This is a genomic window from Stenotrophomonas sp. CASM114, from assembly GCF_049384325.1.
In the GTDB taxonomy this organism is placed as follows: domain Bacteria; phylum Pseudomonadota; class Gammaproteobacteria; order Xanthomonadales; family Xanthomonadaceae; genus Stenotrophomonas; species Stenotrophomonas muris.
This window is the reverse complement of the sequence record NZ_JBMRGJ010000008.1, coordinates 1-19,494: the sequence shown is the minus strand read 5'-3', so window position 1 is coordinate 19,494 and position 19,494 is coordinate 1. Positions and strand designations below refer to the sequence as shown.

The 19,494-nt window shown below is 68.5% G+C and carries 20 protein-coding genes; 4 read left to right on the top strand and 16 right to left on the bottom strand.

Going from position 1 to position 19,494, the window contains the following annotated elements; all coding sequences use genetic code 11:
* Positions 1-5: 5 nt before the first annotated feature.
* The 10 genes from VG566_RS10330 to VG566_RS10285 all read right to left on the bottom strand — a co-directional run bounded on the left by VG566_RS10330 (position 6) and on the right by VG566_RS10285 (position 9,946).
* The gene (locus VG566_RS10330; protein WP_049404140.1) at positions 6-665 is read right to left on the bottom strand and encodes a DUF1287 domain-containing protein; all 660 of its coding nucleotides are present in this window, start codon (positions 663-665) and stop codon (positions 6-8) included.
* Positions 662-1,714: a symmetrical bis(5'-nucleosyl)-tetraphosphatase gene (locus VG566_RS10325; protein ID WP_241884687.1), complete on the bottom strand. Its 1,053-nt coding sequence runs from the start codon at positions 1,712-1,714 to the stop codon at positions 662-664. The genes VG566_RS10330 and VG566_RS10325 overlap by 4 nt, the downstream gene beginning before the upstream one ends.
* Positions 1,715-1,729: 15 nt before the next feature.
* Complete coding sequence (gene apaG, locus VG566_RS10320; RefSeq protein ID WP_008268668.1) at positions 1,730-2,113, bottom strand: Co2+/Mg2+ efflux protein ApaG; 384 nt, start codon at positions 2,111-2,113, stop codon at positions 1,730-1,732.
* A 13-nt stretch (positions 2,114-2,126) separates the two neighbouring features.
* Positions 2,127-2,930 carry a 16S rRNA (adenine(1518)-N(6)/adenine(1519)-N(6))-dimethyltransferase RsmA gene (gene rsmA / locus VG566_RS10315; protein WP_197561806.1) on the bottom strand — a complete coding sequence of 268 codons (804 nt, stop codon included), beginning with the start codon at positions 2,928-2,930 and terminating at the stop codon, positions 2,127-2,129.
* On the bottom strand, positions 2,927-3,907 hold the full coding sequence (gene pdxA, locus VG566_RS10310; protein WP_049440154.1) for a 4-hydroxythreonine-4-phosphate dehydrogenase PdxA: 981 nt from the start codon (positions 3,905-3,907) through the stop codon (positions 2,927-2,929). Before pdxA ends, rsmA begins: the two co-directional genes overlap by 4 nt.
* A 3-nt stretch (positions 3,908-3,910) precedes the next feature.
* A complete protein-coding gene (locus tag VG566_RS10305) occupies positions 3,911-5,257 on the bottom strand; it encodes a peptidylprolyl isomerase (RefSeq protein ID WP_032959016.1) in 1,347 nt (448 codons plus the stop codon).
* Positions 5,254-7,761 (bottom strand): LPS-assembly protein LptD, encoded by a 2,508-nt coding sequence (gene lptD, locus VG566_RS10300; protein WP_162838511.1) that lies wholly within the window; start codon positions 7,759-7,761, stop codon positions 5,254-5,256. Before lptD ends, VG566_RS10305 begins: the two co-directional genes overlap by 4 nt.
* Before the next feature lie 89 nt (positions 7,762-7,850).
* Complete coding sequence (locus VG566_RS10295) at positions 7,851-8,789, bottom strand: histone deacetylase family protein (protein WP_241884686.1); 939 nt, start codon at positions 8,787-8,789, stop codon at positions 7,851-7,853.
* 9 nt (positions 8,790-8,798) lie between these two features.
* Positions 8,799-9,353 carry a cob(I)yrinic acid a,c-diamide adenosyltransferase gene (locus VG566_RS10290; protein ID WP_014645991.1) on the bottom strand — a complete coding sequence of 185 codons (555 nt, stop codon included), beginning with the start codon at positions 9,351-9,353 and terminating at the stop codon, positions 8,799-8,801.
* 8 nt (positions 9,354-9,361) lie between these two features.
* Positions 9,362-9,946: a hypothetical protein gene (locus VG566_RS10285; RefSeq protein ID WP_014645992.1), complete on the bottom strand. Its 585-nt coding sequence runs from the start codon at positions 9,944-9,946 to the stop codon at positions 9,362-9,364.
* Positions 9,947-10,055: 109 nt separating this feature from the next.
* On the opposite strand from VG566_RS10285, the gene ubiH reads away from it, so the two are divergent.
* Together ubiH and VG566_RS10275 are read left to right on the top strand one after the other, a co-directional pair.
* Positions 10,056-11,264, top strand: a complete 1,209-nt coding sequence (gene ubiH, locus VG566_RS10280; RefSeq protein ID WP_014645993.1) for a 2-octaprenyl-6-methoxyphenyl hydroxylase — start codon at positions 10,056-10,058, stop codon at positions 11,262-11,264.
* Positions 11,261-12,442, top strand: coding sequence for a UbiH/UbiF family hydroxylase (locus tag VG566_RS10275; RefSeq protein WP_241884685.1), 1,182 nt, complete (start codon positions 11,261-11,263; stop codon positions 12,440-12,442). The genes ubiH and VG566_RS10275 overlap by 4 nt, the downstream gene beginning before the upstream one ends.
* A gap of 68 nt (positions 12,443-12,510) precedes the next feature.
* Here the strand turns inward: VG566_RS10275 and VG566_RS10270 are convergent, their stop codons facing one another.
* The 6 genes from VG566_RS10270 to VG566_RS10245 form a co-directional block, all read right to left on the bottom strand.
* The gene (locus tag VG566_RS10270) at positions 12,511-12,909 is read right to left on the bottom strand and encodes an EF-hand domain-containing protein (protein WP_134966894.1); all 399 of its coding nucleotides are present in this window, start codon (positions 12,907-12,909) and stop codon (positions 12,511-12,513) included.
* 64 nt (positions 12,910-12,973) lie between these two features.
* Positions 12,974-14,041, bottom strand: coding sequence for a 23S rRNA (cytidine(2498)-2'-O)-methyltransferase RlmM (rlmM, locus tag VG566_RS10265; protein ID WP_046428937.1), 1,068 nt, complete (start codon positions 14,039-14,041; stop codon positions 12,974-12,976).
* Positions 14,025-14,585, bottom strand: a complete 561-nt coding sequence (locus VG566_RS10260) for a nucleoside deaminase (protein ID WP_004154307.1) — start codon at positions 14,583-14,585, stop codon at positions 14,025-14,027. Before VG566_RS10260 ends, rlmM begins: the two co-directional genes overlap by 17 nt.
* Before the next feature lie 98 nt (positions 14,586-14,683).
* Positions 14,684-15,406 (bottom strand): DUF6348 family protein, encoded by a 723-nt coding sequence (locus VG566_RS10255; protein WP_241884684.1) that lies wholly within the window; start codon positions 15,404-15,406, stop codon positions 14,684-14,686.
* A gap of 48 nt (positions 15,407-15,454) precedes the next feature.
* Positions 15,455-16,108, bottom strand: coding sequence for a hypothetical protein (locus VG566_RS10250; RefSeq protein ID WP_241884683.1), 654 nt, complete (start codon positions 16,106-16,108; stop codon positions 15,455-15,457).
* A 43-nt stretch (positions 16,109-16,151) separates the two neighbouring features.
* Positions 16,152-17,900, bottom strand: coding sequence for a glutamine--tRNA ligase/YqeY domain fusion protein (locus tag VG566_RS10245; protein ID WP_014645999.1), 1,749 nt, complete (start codon positions 17,898-17,900; stop codon positions 16,152-16,154).
* A gap of 225 nt (positions 17,901-18,125) precedes the next feature.
* Between VG566_RS10245 and VG566_RS10240 the strand changes: the two genes are divergently transcribed.
* Positions 18,126-18,389, top strand: coding sequence for a DUF2007 domain-containing protein (locus tag VG566_RS10240; RefSeq protein ID WP_100449360.1), 264 nt, complete (start codon positions 18,126-18,128; stop codon positions 18,387-18,389).
* A 30-nt stretch (positions 18,390-18,419) separates the two neighbouring features.
* The gene (msrA, locus tag VG566_RS10235; RefSeq protein WP_032956996.1) at positions 18,420-19,085 is read left to right on the top strand and encodes a peptide-methionine (S)-S-oxide reductase MsrA; all 666 of its coding nucleotides are present in this window, start codon (positions 18,420-18,422) and stop codon (positions 19,083-19,085) included.
* Positions 19,086-19,494: the final 409 nt, after the last annotated feature.

The following is a 19,494-nucleotide window of genomic DNA, read 5'->3' as shown; positions in this document are numbered from 1 at the left end:
CGACTCTACCGGGACTGTCGCAACGGCATCCGGTAATGCCCGATGATCGCGTGCTGGAACAGCAGGTTCTCTTCGCGCGTGCCGCGCGCGATGTTGTGCAGCACCAGCGGTGTGCCGTTGGCCAGGCGCCGGTCAGAAACGATGCCCACGTGCAGCAGGCCGTTGCCATTGAGCTTCCAGGCAACGATGTCGCCGGCCGCGTAGTCGGCGGCGAGGGCCGTGACCGGTTGCTGCCAGCCCTGGCGCTCGAACCAGCGCATCAGGTTCGGTACACGACGATGATCGATGTTGCGGTCCGGCCGTGACAGGCCCCAGATCGCCGGATAGGCACTGAAACTGCCGCGCATGTCCTCATGCACGCGTGCCTGCAGGTCCAGGCCCAGATCGCGCAGGGCGCGCACCACCACGTCCGTGCACACGCCGCGATCCAGTGGCACGTCGCCGCCAGGATAGGCCAGTACCTGGTAAGCAGGATCGTAACGGGTGGTGACGCCGACCTGCGCGCGGGCTGCGGCCACCAGTGGCGGCGAAGGGGCCTGCGGCTGCGTCGGCGCATGTGCAGCACCATCCGCAGCCGTGGGAGCAGGCGGCGAGCCGGGCTGGCAGCCGCTGGCCAGGGCCAGCGTCAGCAGCACCGTCCCTGGTGCCCAGCCGCGCCGCGTCACGCCTGCGGCGGGGGACTGTTGTGGGTGCCGCCACCCGCGCCACCCGCGCCACCCGCGCCACCCGCGCCGCCCCCTCCGCCCCCTCCGCCACCACGACGGCGACGGCGGCGTGGGCCACGGTTGCCCGGGCTGGCAGCGGCGTTGCCGCCCTGTTCCTTGCCCTGCGTCGCAGCGCCGGGGCGCTCGTGCGCCGGTCGCGCCGGCGGGCGGGCGTTGGGCACGGGTGCCGGTACGTCGCGGCCCGGGACCTGCACCACGCGCAGCTCGTCGGTATCAAGCTGGAGCGCGGTCAGCTTGCCGCCCCAGACCGCACCGGTGTCGATGGCGTGCACGCCCTGGGTGATGGTCAGGCCCAGCGCCGACCAGTGGCCGCAGACGACCTTGAGGTCGCGCTCGACCCGGCCGGGCACTTCGAACCAGGGATAAAGCCCCTGTTCCTGCGTGCCCGGCGTGCCCTTGTCCTCGATGCCGATGCGCCCCCGCGGGGTGCAGTAGCGCATGCGGGTGAGCACGTTGATGATCGCGCGCGAGCGGTCGTAACCGGACAGGTTCGGGGCCCAGCTCGGCTTGTCGCCGTACATGTTGCGGAACAGCTTGCGGTAGCCGGCGCCATGCAGTTGCACCTCGACCTCGGCGGCATGCTTCTCGGCCATCTGCGTGGTCCACTTCGGCGCCAGGCCGGCGTGCACCATCATCCAGCCCAGCTCGCGGTCCACGTGCACCAGCTTCTGCAGGCGCAGCCAGTCCAGCAGTTCGTCGCGGTCCTCGGCCTGCACGATGCGCAGCAGGTCCGGGTTGACCTTGCGCTGTTCCTCTTCGGTACGCGAACCGACGGCCAGCAGCGAAAGATCATGGTTGCCCAGCACCACCACGCTGTGCTCGCGCAGCGAGTGCACCAGCCGCAGCGTTTCCAGCGACTGCCCGCCGCGGTTGACCAGGTCGCCGCAGAACCACAGGGTGTCCTGCGCCGGGTCGAAGCGGATCTTCTCCAGCAATCGCTGGGTGACGTCATAGCAGCCCTGCAGGTCGCCGATCGCCCACACACTCATCGTTCGGCCTCCGTGTCAGTGCAGGGTACGCGGCACGGCCAGCACGAAGGGTGCGACCGGCGCGGCAAATTCGGTGCCATCGTCGGCGACCATGTCGTAGTGCCCCTGCATGGTCCCGTGATCGGTCCCCAGCATGACACCGGACGTGTAACGGAAGTCTTCACCGGGGCGCAGCCGCGGCTGCTCGCCGATCACCCCGTCGCCATCGACATGCTCGACACGACCATTGGCATCGGTGATGCGCCAGTGGCGCGCGACCAGGCGTGCCGCGACCCGCCCCTGGTTGTGGATGCGGATCGTGTAGGCGAACGCAAAGCGACCGTCTTCCGGCGCGGATTGATCGTCGAGGAAGCGCGGCGCGACTTCGACGGAGATGGCATAAACGTCAGCGTCTTCCATACCGGCAGTGTAATCAGGAGGCATTGGCCAAAGCGATGAATTCGGCCACGTCCAGCTGTTCGGCGCGGGCATCGGGACGCACGCCGGCGGCGATGAACTGCTCGGCGGACACCACGTTGTTCAGGGCATTGCGCAGGGTCTTGCGGCGCTGCCCGAAGGCGGCCTTGACCACGTCGGCGAAGCGCTTGTGGTCGTTGATGTTGATCGCGGCCGGGTCACGCGGCACCAGACGCACCACGGCCGAATCGACCTTCGGCGGCGGCCGGAACGCGCCCGGCGGCACCACGAACAGCGAGGTCACCTGGCAGTAGGCCTGCAGCATCACGCTGAGGCGGCCATACACCTTGCTGCCGGGGCCGGCCGCCATGCGGTCGACCACTTCCTTCTGCAGCATGAAGTGCATGTCGCGGATGACCGCGGCATGCTCCAGCGCATGGAACAGGATCGGCGAGGAGATGTTGTAGGGCAGGTTGCCGACCAGGCGGATCGGCTGGCCGGCAGCCAGTTCGGTGAAGTCCACGCGCAGCACGTCGCGATGAACGATGGTCAGCTCGCCCAGCGGCTCGGCGGCGGCGGTCAGCGGCGCGATCAGGTCGCGGTCGAACTCGATCACCGTCAGCGTGGGGTGCACGCGCAGCAGCGGCAGGGTGATCGCGCCCTGGCCAGGGCCGATCTCGACCAGGCGGTCGCCGTCTTTCGGGTTGACCGCCATCACGATCTTGTCGATGTAGTGGCGGTCGGCCAGGAAATGCTGGCCAAGCTGCTTCTTGGCCGGTGCGGTGAACACCGGGCCGGAGGGGGAATGCGGGGAATTCATGCGCCCAGTGTACGTTGCCGCGCAAGCTGCGCACACAGCGTCGTTGCCGCCTGCAGGCTGGAGGGATCGGCGATGCCGCGGCCGGCCAGCTCCAGCGCGGTGCCATGGTCCACCGCCACGCGCGGATAGGGCAGGCCCAGGGTCAGGTTCACCGCCTGTTCGAAGCCGGAATATTTCAGTACCGGCAGGCCCTGGTCGTGGTACATCGCCAGCACGGTGTCGAAGCCGGCCAGCTTGGCGGGCAGGAAGGCGGTATCGGCCGGCAGCGGCCCGACCAGGTCCATGCCCTCCGCGCGCAGGCGCTGCAGCAGCGGGATGACCAGATCCAGTTCTTCGCGGCCCAGGTGGCCATCTTCGCCGGCGTGCGGGTTCAGGCCGAGCACGGCGATGCGCGGCGCAGGCAGGCCGAACTCACGGCGCAGTGCGGCGTGCACCGTGCGCAGCGCGTGCTCCAGGCCGGGCGCGGTGATCGCATCGGCCACCTCGCGCAGCGGCAGGTGGGTGGTGGCCAGGGCCACGCGCACGATGTGGTTGGCCAGCATCATCACCACCTTCACCCCGGCCTGGTCGGCCAGCAGTTCAGTGGTGCCGCTGTAGGCGATGCCGCCTTCATTGATGACCGCCTTGTGCACCGGGCCGGTGACAACACCGTGCAGTTCGCCGGACAGGCAGGCCTGGCCGGCGCCGAGCAGGGCGCCGATGACCGCGCCGGCATTGGCCGGATCGGCCTGGCCGAAGCGGCTGGGCGCAGCGTTGCGGACAGTGCGCAGGCGCAGATCGCCGGGGGCGCGTGCTTCGGCGTCCTCGGGCAGCAGCTGCAGGGGCAGGTTCAGCGCGGCCGCAGCCGCGTGCAGGGTGTCCGGGTCGGCGAAGGCCAGCAGCCGGCAATCTTCACGCGGCTGCTGGACGAGGCGGACACATAGCTCCGGGCCGATCCCGGCGGGCTCGCCCGGTACCAGAGCGAGCTCGGGGCGCATCGGTCAGGACTGCGGCGGGGTGGCGGTGTTTTCCGCGCGGTCGCCGCTGCGGAAGCTGACGTAGGCTTCGCCACGCAGTTCCTGCAGGAAGCGGTTGTACTCGTCTTCCAGCTTGCGGCGGCCGATGGTCTCGCGGACCTGGGCACGCTGGTTGTCGGTGGTCACGTCGGTCTGGCGGGTCGCCACGCGCTGCACGATGTGCCAACCGGCATCGGTACGGAACGGCTGGCTGACGCCACCGTCCTGGAGGCCTTCCACCTGCTGGCCGAAGGCCGGACCGAACGCGTCGGCCGGGAACCAGCCCAGGTCACCGCCCTGGCCCTTGCTGTTGTTGTCCTCGGAGGACTCCTTGGCAACGGTCTGGAACTCGGCACCACCGGCGATGCGGGCACGCAGGGTGTCGATCTTGGCCTTGGCGGCGGCGTCGGTCTGGTGGTCGTCCACGCGCACCAGGATGTGGCGGCCGTGGAATTCAGTGACCGTATGCTCACCGGCGGCGGCGGAGCTGGCGTCACGCACTTCCACCAGCTTCAGCAGCTGGAAGCCGCTCGGGCCACGGATCGGGCCGACCACTTCGCCGGGCTTCATCTTTTCCATCATCTGGGCAAAGGCCTGCGGGATTTCATCCAGGCTGCGCCAGCCCAGGTCACCGCCTTCCAGTGCATTCGGGCTGTCCGAATAGCGCACGGCTGCAGCGTTGAAGTCCAGCTCGCCCTTGTCCAGCAGGGTCTTCACACCATCGGCCTTCTTCTGGCCGGTGGCAATCTGGTCAGCGTTGGCGCCGTCGGGCAGGGCGATCAGGATGTGCGCCAGGTGGTACTGGTTGCCCACCGTGGCCTGCTGCTTCAGCGCGGCGTCGACTTCACCCTCGCTGACGCTGATGCGGCTCTGCGCGAAGCTCTGGCGCAGGCGCTGCACGGTGATCTCATCACGCACCGAAGCGCGGAAATCGTTGAAGTCGATGCCGTCATGGGCCAGGCGCTGGCGCAGGGCGTCCAGGTTCGACCCATTCTGCTGTGCGATGGAGTTCATCGCCTGGTTCAGCTCCTGGTCGCTGACCCGGATGCCGCTGCCCTGGGCGCGGGCCACCTGCAGCTTGACCAGCACCAGGCGCTCGAGCACCTGGCGGCTGAGCACGTCTTCCGGCGGCAGCTGGTTTTCACGGCCGGCGTACTGCGCCTTGATGTTGGCGATCGCACGCTGGAGCTCGCTCTGCAGGATCACGTCCTCATCGACGACGGCGGCGATGCGGTCAAGCGGCTGCGCCTCCTGGGCAAGCACCTGCAGGGGGGCGGACACGCTGGACACCGCCAGCAGCGAGGCGAGAAGAACGGGGAAGCGCTTGGTCATGGGATCAGGTTCGGATCGTAGTCATCCCGGGTCGCCCCGGTGTTGCTCGGCGGCACGAGATAGAGGTCGTCGCGGTTGTAGCCGAGGATAGCACGGCGCAGGGTACGGTCCGTGTCCTGGCCCAGGGAGCTCAGGCCCTTGAGCACGAACTCCAGCTGGATGGCGTTGTTCATCTCGCCTTCGCGGTTGCGGACGTAGCGGCGGGCGACCGCACGCACGGCCAGGCAGCAGCTGTCCCACTGGACGCCGGCGATGATCTCCAGCGGTTCCTTGTCCTGCAGCGAGTAGTAGTAGCGGCCGACCAGGCTCCAGCGCGCATTCAGCGGGTACAGGAACGACAGGTCGGCCTGTTCCAGCAGCGTGCGGTCATGCTTGTTGGCGGTGGCCGGGGCGCCGGAGTTGATGCGGTAACGGTAGCTGAGGTTGATCACGCCATCGTTGGGCATCAGGTAGCGGGCGCGGACGCTGGCCAGATCCTCGCGCTTGTACTTGGGGTCCCACTGGTAGGTGGCACCCAGGGTCCAGCGGTCGTTGATCATGTAGTTGCCGTCAGCGATCCACGCCGACTTGCCCTTCTCCACCGGCGCGCCACCCGGGGTGACGGTCACCCGCGATTCGTCGAAGTACTGGATCTGGCCGATGGAGGCCGAGAAGCGTTCCTTGCCGGTGGTCTGGTCGATGAAGCGGGTGCTCAGCGCCATGGTCAGCTGGTTGGCGTCGTTCTGGCGATCGGCGCCGGTATAGCGAGAATCGCGGAACAGCTGGCCCCAGCTGAAGGTGAAGTCGCGGGTGTCGAAGATCGGCAGCTCGTCCTGATCGCGGTAGGGCGTGCGCAGGTAGAACAGGCGCGGTTCCAGGGTCTGCAGGAAGGACTTGCCACCGATGCGGGTCTCGCGATCGAAGAACAGGCCGGCGTCGATGCTGCCGATCGGCAGGCTGCGGCTGGGCGAGGTGTTGCCGCGCAGCTGTTCCGGTGTGGCGGTGTTCGGGTCGATGCCCTGCGAACGCAGGATCTGGCCGCGGATGCCGTTCACGCCATCAACCAGGCCACGGTCCAGCTGGTAACCGGTATAGCGGTAGGCCAGGGTCGGCGTGACATACCAGGCCGCGCCGCTGATCGGGAACGACACGTAGGGTTTGACATCCAGCCGCGAGCCGCCGCTGACACCGATGCCGTCGGTCTGACGGCTGCCGTTGCGGGTGTACTGCAGGTCCGGTCCCGCATCAGCGCCGTACTTGAAGTTGATGTCGTCGTGGGTGAAACGCACGGCTTCGGCGTAGATGCCGGTTTCCAGCCACGGCAGGACCGGCTTGTCCCAGTTGAGATACAGGCGCGGCTGGCGGTTGTAGGCCAGCGCACCCTCGTTGAGGGTGTAGTCGGTCAGCTGCCAGCGGTCGGCCATGATGCCGGCCGTCCAGTTCCTGCCAGTGCCGTACAGGCCGATGGTGCTCTGCAGGTTCGACGCGGTGACCCCCACCAGGCGGTTGGCGAAGTCTTCCACATAGCGTTCGTCGCTGACCCAGGCCAGGTTGGCGCGGGCCTGCCAGTGGTCGTCGAGGTTGTGGTAGCCGCCGAACATCACCCGGCCGCGGTCGCGGTCGCGCAGTTTGTCGTTGGGCATGAACGCGGTCAGCAGTTCGCCGCGGCCGCCGTTGTAGAGGTAGCGGAATTCGTTGTCGAGCATCAGGCCGCGCCGGCTCATGTAGCGCGGGGTCAACGTGTCGTCGTAGTTCGGCGCCAGGTTGAAGTAGATCGGCTGTGCGTAATCGAAACCGTTGCGGCCGGACATGCCCAGCTGCGGGAACAGCAGGCCGGTCTTGCGGCGGTCGTCGATCGGGAACTTGAAGTACGGCGCCCACAGCACCGGCACCTTGCCGATGCGAAGCACGGCGTTGCGGGCGGTACCGAAGCCTTCGTCGTTGTCCACTTCGATCTGCGGCGCCGACAGCTTCCACACCGGCTGCGACGGGTCGCAGGTGGTGTAGGTGGAGCGGTGCATCTGGCCGACCGCGCCCTGCAGGTCGACCGATTCGGCATCGCCGTTGCCGCGGCGCGAGACCAGCTGGTACTTGATGTCGGTGATCTTGTGGGTGTCGCTTTCCTGGTTGCCCTCGGCGCGCTTGGCGACCATGCGGATCGAGGAGTCCTGGTAGCGGACATTGCCGTCGGCGATGTAGTTGCCGGTCTCGGTATCGAAGCTGAGCTTGTCGGTGCCGACGAACTGGTCGCCACGGCGCAGGGCCACGTTGCCTTCGTACTGCGGCACGGTGGTGGTGCCCAGCAGCTGGTCACCCTCGATGTCGGTCGGCTGCTGCTCGCGCGCGGCGCTGGCGGCGGCCTTGTCCTGCCCCGGGACCGGGACCGGGACAGGGGCATCGGTGAACGCGGGAATCACGTCGGTAGCCGGGCACAGGCCCCAGTTGAGCGGCTTTTCATCGGCCATTGCCGGCAGGCAGATGGCGATGCTCAGAGGCAGGGGAAGCAGGCGGAGGGCTCGGCGCACGCGGTTCGGATTCGGGCGAAAACGGACGGTAGCTTGCCCCATCCCTTGCATAGGGGCAATGAAGGGCGTCGGATCCTGCCGGTTCGGGTTCATCCGGAGACGCTGCCCGGTGGGGGGGACAGCAGGGCCCGGACATGGGCCACGCTGCACTCGGCAAGGGCCTGCAGGTCATAGCCGCCTTCCAGCATCGAGACCACCCGGCCGGCCGCATGGCGGCGCGCCAGCGCATGCAGTTCGCGGGTGATCCAGGCGAAATCGTCGGTTTCCAGCATCAGGTCGGCCTGCGGATCGCGCAGGTGGGCATCGAAGCCGGCCGAAATCAGCAGCAGCTGCGGCCGGAAGTCGTCGATGGCCGGCAGCATCTCGTCGGCCCACACATTGCGGAAGCGGAAACCGCCGCTGCCGGGGGGCAGCAGGATGTTCATCAGGTTGCCGGCACCGCGGTCGCGGCGCAGGCCGGAGTTGGGGAACAGCCCGGCCTGGTGGGTGCTGTAGTACGAGACCCGGGCGTCGTGCTGGAAGATGTCCTGGGTGCCGTTGCCATGGTGGACATCGAAATCGACCACCGCGATCCGCTCCAGGCCATGGCGGTCGCGGGCATAGGCGGCGGCGATGGCGATGTTGTTGAGCAGGCAGAAGCCCATCGCAGTGCTGCTGGTGGCGTGGTGGCCCGGTGGCCGCACCGCGCAGAACGCCAGCGGGTCCTCGCCCAGCATCACCGCATCTACCGCCGCCACGCCGGCGCCGGCGGCATGCACGGCGGCATTGGCCGAGCCGGGCGAGGTCCAGGTGTCCATGTCCAGCTGGCGCAGCGGCGCGGTCTGCGGCTGCAGCACGAAGTCGAGCAGGGCGCTGTCGTGGACCCGGGTCAGTTCGCCGAACTTGGCCGGCGGCGCCTCGCGCCAGTCCAGCTGGCCGGGGAAGGCGGCGTGCAGGGCATCGAGCACATGCTGCAGGCGTTGCGGGCACTCCGGATGGCCAGGGCCGGGGTCATGCAGCAGGCAGGACGGATGGGTGAAGACCAGCATCGTGCCGACTCAGCGCTGGCGCTGCTGTGGCTGCCACAGCGCTTCGCCATGGCCATCGGCACGGGCCAGCACCCGGGCCAGCACGAACAACAGGTCCGACAGCCGGTTGAGGTACTGCAGCGCCTCGCTGCGCACGGCGTCGTGGCGGGCCAGGGTGACCGTCTCGCGCTCGGCGCGGCGGACGATGGTGCGCGCCAGGTGGCAGCGTGCGGCGGCCTCGCCACCGGCTGGCAGGATGAATTCCTTCAACATCGGCAGGCTGGCGTTGTAGTGGTCCAGCTGCTGTTCCAGTGCCGACACATCGGCGGCGTGGATCGCGGCGTGGCCGGGGATGCACAGTTCGGCGCCCAGGTCGAACAGCTGGTGCTGCAGATGCACCACCAGCGCGCGCACGTCGTCGGGCAGCGCCGTGGCCAGCAGCAGGCCGAGTGCGGCATTGGCTTCGTCGACAGTGCCGTAGGACGCCACGCGGGCATCATCCTTGGCCACGCGCTGGCCGTCGCCAAGGCCGGTACTGCCGTCGTCGCCGGTGCGGGTATAGATGCGCGAGAGGCGATGACCCATGGCGCGGCTCAGTGCCGGATGTCGCGGCGGGCCTGCTGGAGCTTCAGTACCTGCTCCACGGCCAGCTGCAGGGCGGCGGCCAGCGCCACGTAGATCGCGGTGGTGCGCAGGTACGGCCCGAACCACTGTGCGTAGTTCTGTGCCCAGCCGGCCAGCGTCGGTTCGGCCACGTTGCGGCTGGTCCAGTAGAAGCCGCCCTGCGCGAGCAGGTGACAGACCGCCACCGAGGCCACCAGCAGCAGCGCGCCCTTGGCCAGTACCGGCCAGCGTGCCCCCTGGTAGTTGCGGCCCAGCAGCATGCCGCCGGCCCACAGCGAGAAATACGCCGGCAGCAGCAGCCAGTAACCCGGCGACACGCAGTAGTGCTGCCAGAAATCCAGCCCGCTGCTGCGGATCACGATCCAGTCCACCAGCACCGCGAACACCATCAGCAGCGGGAATGCCCAGCGGGTCCAGCCAGCCAGGTAGAAGCCGCCGATGAAGAACACCGCCCAGGAGGCATCCGGGATCGCCGCGAAGTGGTTGACCCGGGTCGCCGCCAGCAACAGCACGAGTACGGACAGGACGAAGGCACGGTTGGCGGTGGCGGACATGGCAGCGGGCCCGGAGCGGATTCAGGTTTCATTCTAGCCCGCCGCGCCGGTTGGCGCAGGTCGGGGGCTGTTGGGTGTTCGGGCGGGGCGAGCGCGTATCATGAACACCATGAGTGAACGACATGACGTGCTGATCGTCGGTGGCGGCCTGGTCGGTGCCAGCCTGGCCATTGCCCTGGACCGGTTGGGCCGCGACGTGGGCCTGCTCGAAGCCAGCCCGGCCGGCGAGCTGCCGGCGGTGTTCGACCAGCGCAACCTCAGTTTCGCCGCGGCGACCGTCAACGCGCTGACCGCGTTGGGGGTCATGCAGAAGCTGGCGATGGCGCCGGGCCCGATCCGCCGCATCCATGTCAGCCGCGCCGGCGATTTCGGCCGCGTGCAGCTGGAGGCTTCCGACTACGACCGGCCGTGGTTCGGCCAGGTGGTTGTCGCGCGTGACTTCGGCCAGGCGCTGGAAGCGCGCCTGCAGGAGCTGCCGCAGCTGCGGCGCTACCGGCCGATGCGGTTCCTGGGCCTGGGCGAGGTGGTCGACGGCTACCGCCAGGTGCGGGTGGCCGACGAGACCGGCGAGCGCGTACTGCTGGCACGGCTGGTGGTCGGTGCCGATGGCACGACCAGCGGTGTGCGTGGCGCGCTGGGCATCGAGGTCGACCGGCATGATTTCCAGCAGACCCTGTTCGTGGCCCGCGTGCGCAGCCAGCGCGCGCCGGATGGCACGGCCTGGGAGCGCTTCACCGATACCGGCCCGACCGCCCTGCTGCCGCGCGGCGACCGCCACTTCGGCACCGTGCACGGCGTGGCGCGGGACCAGGCCGATGCGGTGATGGCGCTGGACGATGCGGCCTGGCTGCAGCGCCTGCAGGATGCGATCGGCTGGCGTGCCGGTCGGCTGCTCGAATCCGGCCCGCGCAGCGCTTACCCGCTCATCCAGGTGCTGGCGCGCGCATTGGCCGGTGAACGCACGGTGCTGCTGGGCAATGCCGCGCAGACCATCCATCCGCTGGGTGCGCAGGGCTTCAACCTGGGCCTGCGCGATGCGCTGACCCTGGCCGAACTGCTGGAGGATGCGCACGAGGATGCCGGCAGCGATGTGCTGCTGCAGGCCTATGTTGCGCGCCGCCAGGAAGACCGACGGCAGACGGTGGCGTTCTCGGGTGGCCTGGCACGGCTGACCAGCAATCCTGCACCGCTTATGCGGCCGCTGCGCAGCCTCGGCCTGGTGGCCGCGCAACGCGCCTCGGTGCAGTCGATGCTGGTCGGTGGTGCGATGGGCTTCCGTGGCGAAGTGCCGCGGCTGTGCCGTGGAGAAGCGGCATGAGCCGGCGTGTGAGCCTGGACGTGGCCATCGTCGGAGGTGGCGTGGTCGGCGCTGCCTGTGCGCTGGCGTTGGCCGATGCCGGCCTGTCGGTTGCGCTGGTGGAAGGTCGTGAGCCCGCGCCGTGGCAGGCCGCACAGCCTGACCTGCGCGTGTTCGCCTTCGCTGCTGACAACGTACAACTGTTGAGCCGCCTGGGCGTGTGGCCGGCGATCGCGCAGGCCCGCGCCTGGCCCTACCGGCGCATGCAGGTGTGGGATGCGGCCGGTGGCGAAGATCTGCTGTTCGATGCTGATCGCTTCGGCCGTCGTGAACTGGGCTACATCGTCGAGAACGGCCTGCTGCAGGATCGCCTGTGGTCGGCACTGCCGGCGGCGGGTGTGCAGCTGCACTGCCCGGCACGGGTGGACGCGCTGGAGCAGGACGAGGAGGGCGTGCGCCTGCGCCTGGATGACGGGCGTCGCCTGGAAGCGGCGTTGGCCGTGGCCGCCGACGGCGCCGAGTCGACCCTGCGCCAGCTGGCCGGGATCGAGGTCGAGCGGCACGACTACCACCAGCGTGGCGTGGTGGCCTACGTGGACAGCGATCTTCCCAACCAAGCCACCGCCTGGCAGCGTTTCCTGCCGGGCGGGCCGCTGGCGCTGCTGCCGGTGGCCGAGCGCCGCACCTCGATCGTCTGGACCCTGCCCGAGGACGAGGCGGCACGTGTGCTGGCCTTGGACGAGGACGCCTTCAACCGGGAACTGACCCGCGCCTTCGCGGCACGGCTGGGTGAGCTGCGACTGGCGTCACCGCGAGCGGCCTTCCCGCTGCGTCGCCAACTGGCCCGTCACTACGTGGCCGGCCGAGTACTGGCATTGGGTGATGCCGCGCATGTGGTGCATCCGCTGGCCGGGCAGGGCGTGAACCTGGGCCTGCGCGATGTCGCCGCCCTGCAGCAGTGGCTGGCGCCGTCGGCCGAGCGCCGTGGCCAGCCGCGGCTGTCGCCGCAGCGCCTGCAGCGCTGGGCACGCGAACGGCGCAGCGACAACCAGATCGCCGCCTACAGCTTCGATGCGATCAACCGCCTGTTCTCCAACGACGAGATGCACTTGACCCTGGCCCGTGGCCGCGCGCTGGGCTGTGTCGGCAAATGGCCGCCGCTGGTACAGGCGTTCTGGAAGCGCGCCGCCGGCGTCTGAAGCAAAAAGGGGACGGAGGGGATTAAGTCGTTTGTGCACATACGACTTAATCCCCTCCGTCCCCTTTTTCAATCCACCAGCCAGCCGGCCAGGTCGGTGCGGTCCAGCTTGCCGCGGTGCCTGCGGTCCAGCGAATTGAATTCGTCGGCCAGCGCCGGATTGGCCTGTGCTTCCTCGCGGCTGATGAAACCGTCGCCGTTCACATCTAGCGCGGCGAAATGGATGCGGTACTGGCCGACCACGCTGCTCGGTTCCAGCGAACGCACGGTCACCTGCGCCTCGCCGGCCGGCTGCGGAATCTCGACGCTGCCGCTGACCCGGCCCGCATCCAGCGGTTGCTGGCGGATCGCGCCGCCGGTGGGGCCCAGCGGCTGGCTCTGCGCCGGCGTGGACGGGCCGTGCTGGGCGATGGCCGGTACCGAGGCCATCAGGATGGTCAACAGCAGCGCAGCACGCGGAAGGTTCATGACAGGCTCCTTGCCAGAGGGTACCGGGAGCGTACTCCCGGCAACCTGTGCCGCCGATGACGGATCAGCGCAGCGGCGAAGCCAGCACGGTGATCTCTTCACGATCGTGATAGAGCTGCTTGGCGCGGACCACCAGCGGCTTGCCGGCCTGGTCCTGGAACAGGTCCAGGCACAGCCGGGTTTCGTCCCAGCGCTTCTTCATCGGCAGTTTCAGATTGAAGATCGCATGCCGGCACCAGCCCTCGCGGAACCAGGTGGCCATGCGTTCGGCCACGCGGCGCGGCTGCTCGACCATGTCGCAGACCATCCAGTCCAGCGGCTGTTCCGGGTGCCAGTGGAAGCCATCGGCGCGCAGGTGCTCGACCAGTCCGGTGTCCAGCACGTGCTGGCGCAGCGGGCCGTTGTCGATGCTCAGCACGTGCATGTGCTGGCGGGTCAGCACCCAGGTCCAGCCGCCGGGGGCGGCGCCCAGGTCGGCCGCACGCATGCCCGGCTTGGCCAATGCTTCGCGTTCTTCCGGCGTCAGCAGGGTCAGCAGCGCCTCGTCCAGCTTCAGCGCCGAACGCGAAGGCGCCTCGGGCAGCAGCTTCAGGCGCGGGATGCCCAGCGCCCACGGTGCGCTGTCGGCCGGGTCGGCCACGCAGACGAAGGCATGGGTGCCATCGACGAACACCACATGCAGGCGCGGCAGGCGGTTGTTCGGCTTATCAGTGAGCTTGCCGGCCTTGCGCAGCGCCGGGCGCAGTGCATTGCCGAAGGCACGGGCCAGACCGGACAGTGGCTTGCCGGCGTCCGAATCGGGGTGTTCCACCCACAGGTCGCCGAAGCGCGGCGCATCGGCCAGCACTTCCAGCATCGGGGTGATCCGGTCCGCCGGGTCCAGCTGCGGCAGTTCGGCCAGCACCACCAGCTTCTGCCGCGCGAAGATCAGCTCGCGCCAGCGCAGGCGCGGCGCCAGCGCGGCGGCTTCGTCGCACATGAAAAGCACGTAGCCGTCATTGCGCTGGGTGCGCGCATAGCCGGCGAAACCGGCTTCACCGGCGCGGAACTGCAGCTCGCCAGCCAGCTCGGGCTCGAAGCCCTGCCGGCACAGGCACAGCAGGCCGATGCCGGTTTCAGTAACGGGCGCCATCGCTTTCCCCATAGGCACGCAGCACGCTGCGCGCGGCGTCGCGGTTCAGGCCTTGCACCACTTCGATGCCGCGCTTGTTGAGTTCACCCACCCAGTCGGCCGGCAGCGGGCCTTCATCGAACGGGGTCAGTTCCTCGACGTCGGCCGAGTTGGCACCGATCAGCAGGCGGTCGATGCCGGCCCACACGGTGGCGCCGTAGCACTGGCAGCACGGCTGCGAGCTGGTGGCCAGGGTGACCGGCGACAGCACCGCGTTCAGGCGCGGGGTCTGCAGGCGCTGCTGGGCCAGCATGTAGGCCATGTTCTCGGCGTGCGCCAGCGAGGTCGCGTGCGGCATCACCCGGTTCACGCCGGCGGCGATGACCTTGTCGTCCGGTCCGAACACCACCGCACCGAACGGACCGCCACTGGCGTGCTCGACGTTCAGCCGCGACAGCTCGATCGCCAGCGCGACCTTGGCCTCATCGCCCGGATATCGACGATCCAGGTCGATCTGGTCGTGGATCCAGGCGGGAAGGGTCAGGTGGACTTGCGCGTACAGCATCGCGGGGGTGCCTCGTGTGGGATGGGAAAAAGTGCGGTTGCTTGGGGAAACCGGCGCGCAGTGTAGCCGCACCGGCCTGTACCGGGTGTGGGCGTGGCTCAGCCCGGCGAGCCGGTGCGGATCACCACGTACTGCTTGCGGAATTCCAGCCCGGCCTGCGGCCAACTGGCAGCATAGGCGCGCAGCAGGGGCAGGGCGGCGGCGAAGTCGTGGCCGTTGACCCGGCAATCGGCCTCGCACAGGCCGTCGGCATCGCGCGAGGCGAACAGGCGGATGGCGAGGAAATGGCGGGCTTTCAGCAGCTCGTCGAAGGCCTCCATGCTGCGGGTGAACAGGCAGCAGGGGCAGGAGCCATGATCGTCTTCGCTGCAGGTGGAGGCATCCACGTCCTGTGCACGGTAGTGCGCCAACGGCCCCAGCACCACGGTGCGCTGATGTTCCTCACCCTCGTCGCCGACCGGATAGGTCAGGCCCATCATCGGCAGGCCCTGTGCGTCTTGGGCGCCGATCGCGGTCTGCAGGGTCACCAGGTCCACCCGGGCCCAGGCCTGGAAGCCGGACAACAGCGATGCCTGCTCATCGGCACCATTTGCGTGCTGGTACTCGAACAGGCCATCGGCGAACAACTGCGGATGCTGGCTTTCAATGACGGTGGAGGTCTGCCAGCCGCCGTTGTCGCGCGGCTGCGCGGCCATCGCATGCGGGGTCAGGCGCAGGCCGCTGTCGAGCAGCAGCGCGTTGCCGTCGATGCGGCTGGCGGTGCCGGTGTCCTGCAGGGCCTGCTGCAGCAGCGGGAGGAGGGCGGTGGCGCTCGCGGTCATGTCAGGCCTGTGGATGGATGGGGCGGAACATCCAGGCAGGGCCTGGGGCTAGCGGTCGAGTGCGTCGAGCTCGGCGCGATATCGCTGCGCGTCGGATTGCTGCTGCGGGTCGCTGCCGTGGTTGCGCAGCCAGCTTTCCAGTTCGCGGCGATAGTCGGCGCGGAACTCGGCATTGCCCGGGCTGAAGTGCAGCTTGCGCGCCGCCACTTCCACCCGCTCGCGCGCGCTGGCCCGGGCCTGGGCGATGCCGTGCGGTGACTCGTTGGTGAGGATGACGATGTTGCGCGGGAAGCCCGGCGTGTACTTCACCACGAACGGCTGGTCGCGCGCCGGGATGCGGATGGCGTTTTCCAGCGGCCACAGCGAAGCCGTGTTGGTGTGGAACACCACGTCCACGTCGCGGCCCTCGGCCGTGCGCAGCACCGCTTCGTAGCGCCAGATGTACTGTTCGTTGAGCGTGGAGCTGGTTCGCTCGGCCTTGACGATCACCGCTTCACCACGCTCGCCCACCACGTTGAGGAAGGCGGCGTTGAGGAAGTGGCCGAGGAACATGTTGAGCATCGCCAGCGGGAACACCACGATGGCGTAGCCCGGAAAGCGCCGCCACCACGAGACCAGCCCGGCCAGCACCATTGCTGCAAAGAACGTCAGCAGCGGATGCTGCGAAATGAACCAGAGCAGGACGGAAAGGGCGGTGATCATCGTCGCGGTCCTGCGGGCGCCATCCAGGCGCCCGCGCAGGTCCTCAGGCCGACCAGGTATCGCGCAGGGTCACGCTGCGGTTGAATACCGGCGTGGCTGCGGTATGGTCGCGGCGGTCGGCCACGAAGTAGCCGGTACGCTCGAACTGGAACGACTGCTCCGGCGCGGCGCTGGCCGCGGCCGGCTCGACATAGCCGGTGACAGTGCGGCGCGATTCCGGGTTGAGGTAATCGCGGTAGGTCTTGCCTTCCGATTCGTCGTCCGGGTTCGGCACCGAGAACAGGCGGTCGTACAGGCGGATCTCGGCCGGCACGCCATGCACGGCGCTGACCCAGTGGATGGTGCCCTTGACCTTGCGGTTGGCGCCTTCCATGCCCGGACGCGATTCCGGATCCAGCCAACCACGCAGCTCGGTGATGGTGCCGTCGGCATCCTTGATCACTTCGTCGCAGCGGATGATGCCGGCGCCACGCAGGCGCACTTCGCCACCCGGGACCAGGCGCTTCCAGCCCTTCGGCGGCACTTCGGCGAAGTCCTCGCGGTCGATCCACACTTCGCGTGCGAACGGTACTTCGCGGCTGCCAAAGCTTTCGTCCTTCGGGTGGTTGCTGAAGGTCAGCTGCTCTTCGTGGCCCTCCGGCAGGTTGGTCAGCACCAGCTTGACCGGATCGACCACTGCCATGCGGCGCGGTGCGGCACTGTCCAGGTCCTCGCGCAGCGCGCCTTCCAGCACGCTGAAGTCGATCAGCGAGTTCTGCTTGCTGATGCCCACGCGTTCGGCGAACAGGCGCATCGCGGCCGGGGTGTAGCCACGGCGGCGCAGGCCCTGCAGGGTCGGCATGCGCGGGTCCTCCCAGCCGTCGACCAGCTGTTCGGTGACCAGCGCCATCAGCTTGCGCTTGCTCATCACCGTGTAGTTGATGTTCAGGCGCGAGAACTCGATCTGGCGCGGCTTGGCCGCTTCGCGCGGCAGGCCGGCATCGACCAGCGGCTGGGTCAGCGCGTCGTCATGGGCGAAGTCGACGTTGTCCACGCACCAGTCGTACAGCGGGCGGTGGTCTTCGAATTCCAGCGTGCACAGCGAGTGGGTGATGCCTTCGATCGAATCACCCAGCGCGTGGGCGAAGTCGTACATCGGGTAGATCGGCCACGCATTGCCGGTGTTCTGGTGCTCGACGTGCTTGATGCGGTACAGCGCCGGATCGCGCAGGTTGATGTTGCCGCTGGCCATGTCGATCTTGGCGCGCAGGGTGCGCGCACCATCCGGGAATTCACCGGCGCGCATGCGGCGGAACAGGTCGAGGTTTTCCTCGACGCTGCGGTCGCGCCACGGCGACGGGCGGCCCGGCTCGGTCAGGGTGCCGCGGTAGGCGCGCACTTCCTCGGCCGACAGGTCGCAGACGTAGGCCTTGCCCTGTTCGATCAGCTTCTCGGCGGCCAGGTAATAGGCCTGGAAATAGTCCGAGGCGTGGCGCAGCTCGTTCCACTCGAAGCCCAGCCAGCGCACGTCGTCCTGGATCGCGGCCACGTATTCCGGATCTTCCTTGGCCGGGTTGGTGTCGTCGAAGCGCAGGTTGCAGACGCCGCTGAACTCGCCGGCGATGCCGAAGTTCAGGCAGATCGACTTGGCGTGGCCAATGTGCAGGTAGCCGTTCGGCTCCGGCGGGAAGCGGGTCTTGATCGCCTGGTGCTTTCCGCTGGCCAGGTCCTCGCGCACGATCTGGCGGATGAAATCGCGCTTTTCGTGGCTGTCGGCGGGGGTCTCGGGGCTGGCGGGGGTGTGCTCGGACATGAGTCGGCGAAAAGAAAGGCAGAAAGACCAACAGTCTAGCGCGTACGGGGCGGGGCTGCCCGGTGGGGTGTGGGGATGCCGGCCAGCGGCCGGCACTACCCTTGCCTGCAATGCCAGCCCCACCCTCTGGTAGTGCCGGCCGCTGGCCGGCAACTCTCGGATCCCGCCCCCGGCACCATTCAGCCCCCGGGCGTATGCTGGAGCCCTGCCCCGAGGAGCCGCCGCATGCACATCCTGTACAAGGCCGACAACCTGTTCGACGCCCATCTGGTCAAGCACGCGCTGGAAAACGCCGGCATCCCCGCCTTCGTGTTCGGCGAGCAGCTGCTGGGGGGCATGGGCGAGCTGCCGTTGTTCGGTGTGTTGCGGGTCGGCATCCCCGACGCGGCGCGGCCGCAGGCGGAGGACATCATCGCGGCGCTGGACTTGGGCCAGGCCGCCGCCGACCCCATTTCCGATGCAGACGATATGGCCGGACTGCCGGCGTAGGAGCGCATCATGTTGGGAATTGGCCAGGGCATCCTCGGCATCGGGGCCTTCAAGCAGCGCCTGCCGCGCCCGGAAGAGGCATTGCCGGGGCGCGAGCAGCCATTGCCGCTGCACAGCAACCAGCACTTCGTGAACAGCCATCCGCTGAAGGACCGCTTCGCCGGCCTGCAGCAGATCCGCTTCGCGCTGGGCTGTTTCTGGGGCGCCGAGCGCAAGTTCTGGACCGAGCCGGGCGTGTACAGCACCTCGGTCGGCTACGCCGGCGGCATCACGCCGAACCCGACCTATGAAGAAGTGTGCTCGGGCCTGACCGGGCACACCGAAGTGGTGCAGGTGGTGTTCGACCCGGCGGTGGTGAGCCTGGAACGGCTGCTGCAGCTGTTCTGGGAAAGCCACGACCCGACCCAGGGCATGCGCCAGGGCAACGACACCGGCACCCAGTACCGTTCGGCGATCCACGCCACCGACGAGGCACAGTACGCTGCCGCGCTGGCCAGCCGCGAGGCCTACCAGGCCCAACTGGATGCGGCCGGCTACGGCCCGATCACCACCGAGATCGTGTACCCGGCACCGGCGTACTACTACGCCGAGGACTATCACCAGCAGTACCTGGCGAAGAATCCGAACGGCTACTGCGGCATCGGCGGCACCGGCGTGAGCTGCCCGATCGGGTTGGATGTGGAGGCGCCGCGCTGACGCGCGGTGGTCCGCCTGCGGCGGGCAGAAGCCAAAGCCAAAGCCAAAGCGGCTCTGGGTTGCTGACGGTTTGGCGGGACGGGGGCGGCTGGCAGGACACGCCGTAAACCCATCCCTGGGGGCTCGATGGCGCCATCCATGGCGCCAACGGTCCTGCCAGCCGCCCCCGTCCCACCTTCGACAGTTTCCCGGTGACGGTGGGCAAGAGCATTGGTTGGTGACAAACTGATGGAAAAGAAAAAGGACGCGGCGTTCGCCGCGTCCTTTTTATTTGGTTCTGCATTGTCCTTGTAGAGCCGAGCCATGCTCGGCTCCGAGCAAGCGAAGCGCGCGACCCGCTGTTGCTCTTCTTTCTTTCTTCCGTGGCGGGTGGCCACCGGAAACTGTCAGAGGGCGGGCGGGGGGGGGT

Bases quoted from the DNA above. Each gene is read 5' to 3' on its own strand.
- VG566_RS10325 (WP_241884687.1), bottom strand. From the start codon at position 1,714: ATGAGTGTGTGGGCGATCGGCGACCTGCAGGGCTGCTATGACGTCACC.
- apaG (WP_008268668.1), bottom strand. From the start codon at position 2,113: ATGGAAGACGCTGACGTTTATGCCATCTCCGTCGAAGTCGCGCCGCGC.
- rsmA (WP_197561806.1), bottom strand. From the start codon at position 2,930: ATGAATTCCCCGCATTCCCCCTCCGGCCCGGTGTTCACCGCACCGGCC.
- pdxA (WP_049440154.1), bottom strand. From the start codon at position 3,907: ATGCGCCCCGAGCTCGCTCTGGTACCGGGCGAGCCCGCCGGGATCGGC.
- VG566_RS10305 (WP_032959016.1), bottom strand. From the start codon at position 5,257: ATGACCAAGCGCTTCCCCGTTCTTCTCGCCTCGCTGCTGGCGGTGTCC.
- VG566_RS10295 (WP_241884686.1), bottom strand. From the start codon at position 8,789: ATGCTGGTCTTCACCCATCCGTCCTGCCTGCTGCATGACCCCGGCCCT.
- VG566_RS10290 (WP_014645991.1), bottom strand. From the start codon at position 9,353: ATGGGTCATCGCCTCTCGCGCATCTATACCCGCACCGGCGACGACGGC.
- VG566_RS10285 (WP_014645992.1), bottom strand. From the start codon at position 9,946: ATGTCCGCCACCGCCAACCGTGCCTTCGTCCTGTCCGTACTCGTGCTG.
- ubiH (WP_014645993.1), top strand. From the start codon at position 10,056: ATGAGTGAACGACATGACGTGCTGATCGTCGGTGGCGGCCTGGTCGGT.
- VG566_RS10275 (WP_241884685.1), top strand. From the start codon at position 11,261: ATGAGCCGGCGTGTGAGCCTGGACGTGGCCATCGTCGGAGGTGGCGTG.
- VG566_RS10270 (WP_134966894.1), bottom strand. From the start codon at position 12,909: ATGAACCTTCCGCGTGCTGCGCTGCTGTTGACCATCCTGATGGCCTCG.
- rlmM (WP_046428937.1), bottom strand. From the start codon at position 14,041: ATGGCGCCCGTTACTGAAACCGGCATCGGCCTGCTGTGCCTGTGCCGG.
- VG566_RS10260 (WP_004154307.1), bottom strand. From the start codon at position 14,585: ATGCTGTACGCGCAAGTCCACCTGACCCTTCCCGCCTGGATCCACGAC.
- VG566_RS10255 (WP_241884684.1), bottom strand. From the start codon at position 15,406: ATGACCGCGAGCGCCACCGCCCTCCTCCCGCTGCTGCAGCAGGCCCTG.
- VG566_RS10250 (WP_241884683.1), bottom strand. From the start codon at position 16,108: ATGATCACCGCCCTTTCCGTCCTGCTCTGGTTCATTTCGCAGCATCCG.
- VG566_RS10245 (WP_014645999.1), bottom strand. From the start codon at position 17,900: ATGTCCGAGCACACCCCCGCCAGCCCCGAGACCCCCGCCGACAGCCAC.
- VG566_RS10240 (WP_100449360.1), top strand. From the start codon at position 18,126: ATGCACATCCTGTACAAGGCCGACAACCTGTTCGACGCCCATCTGGTC.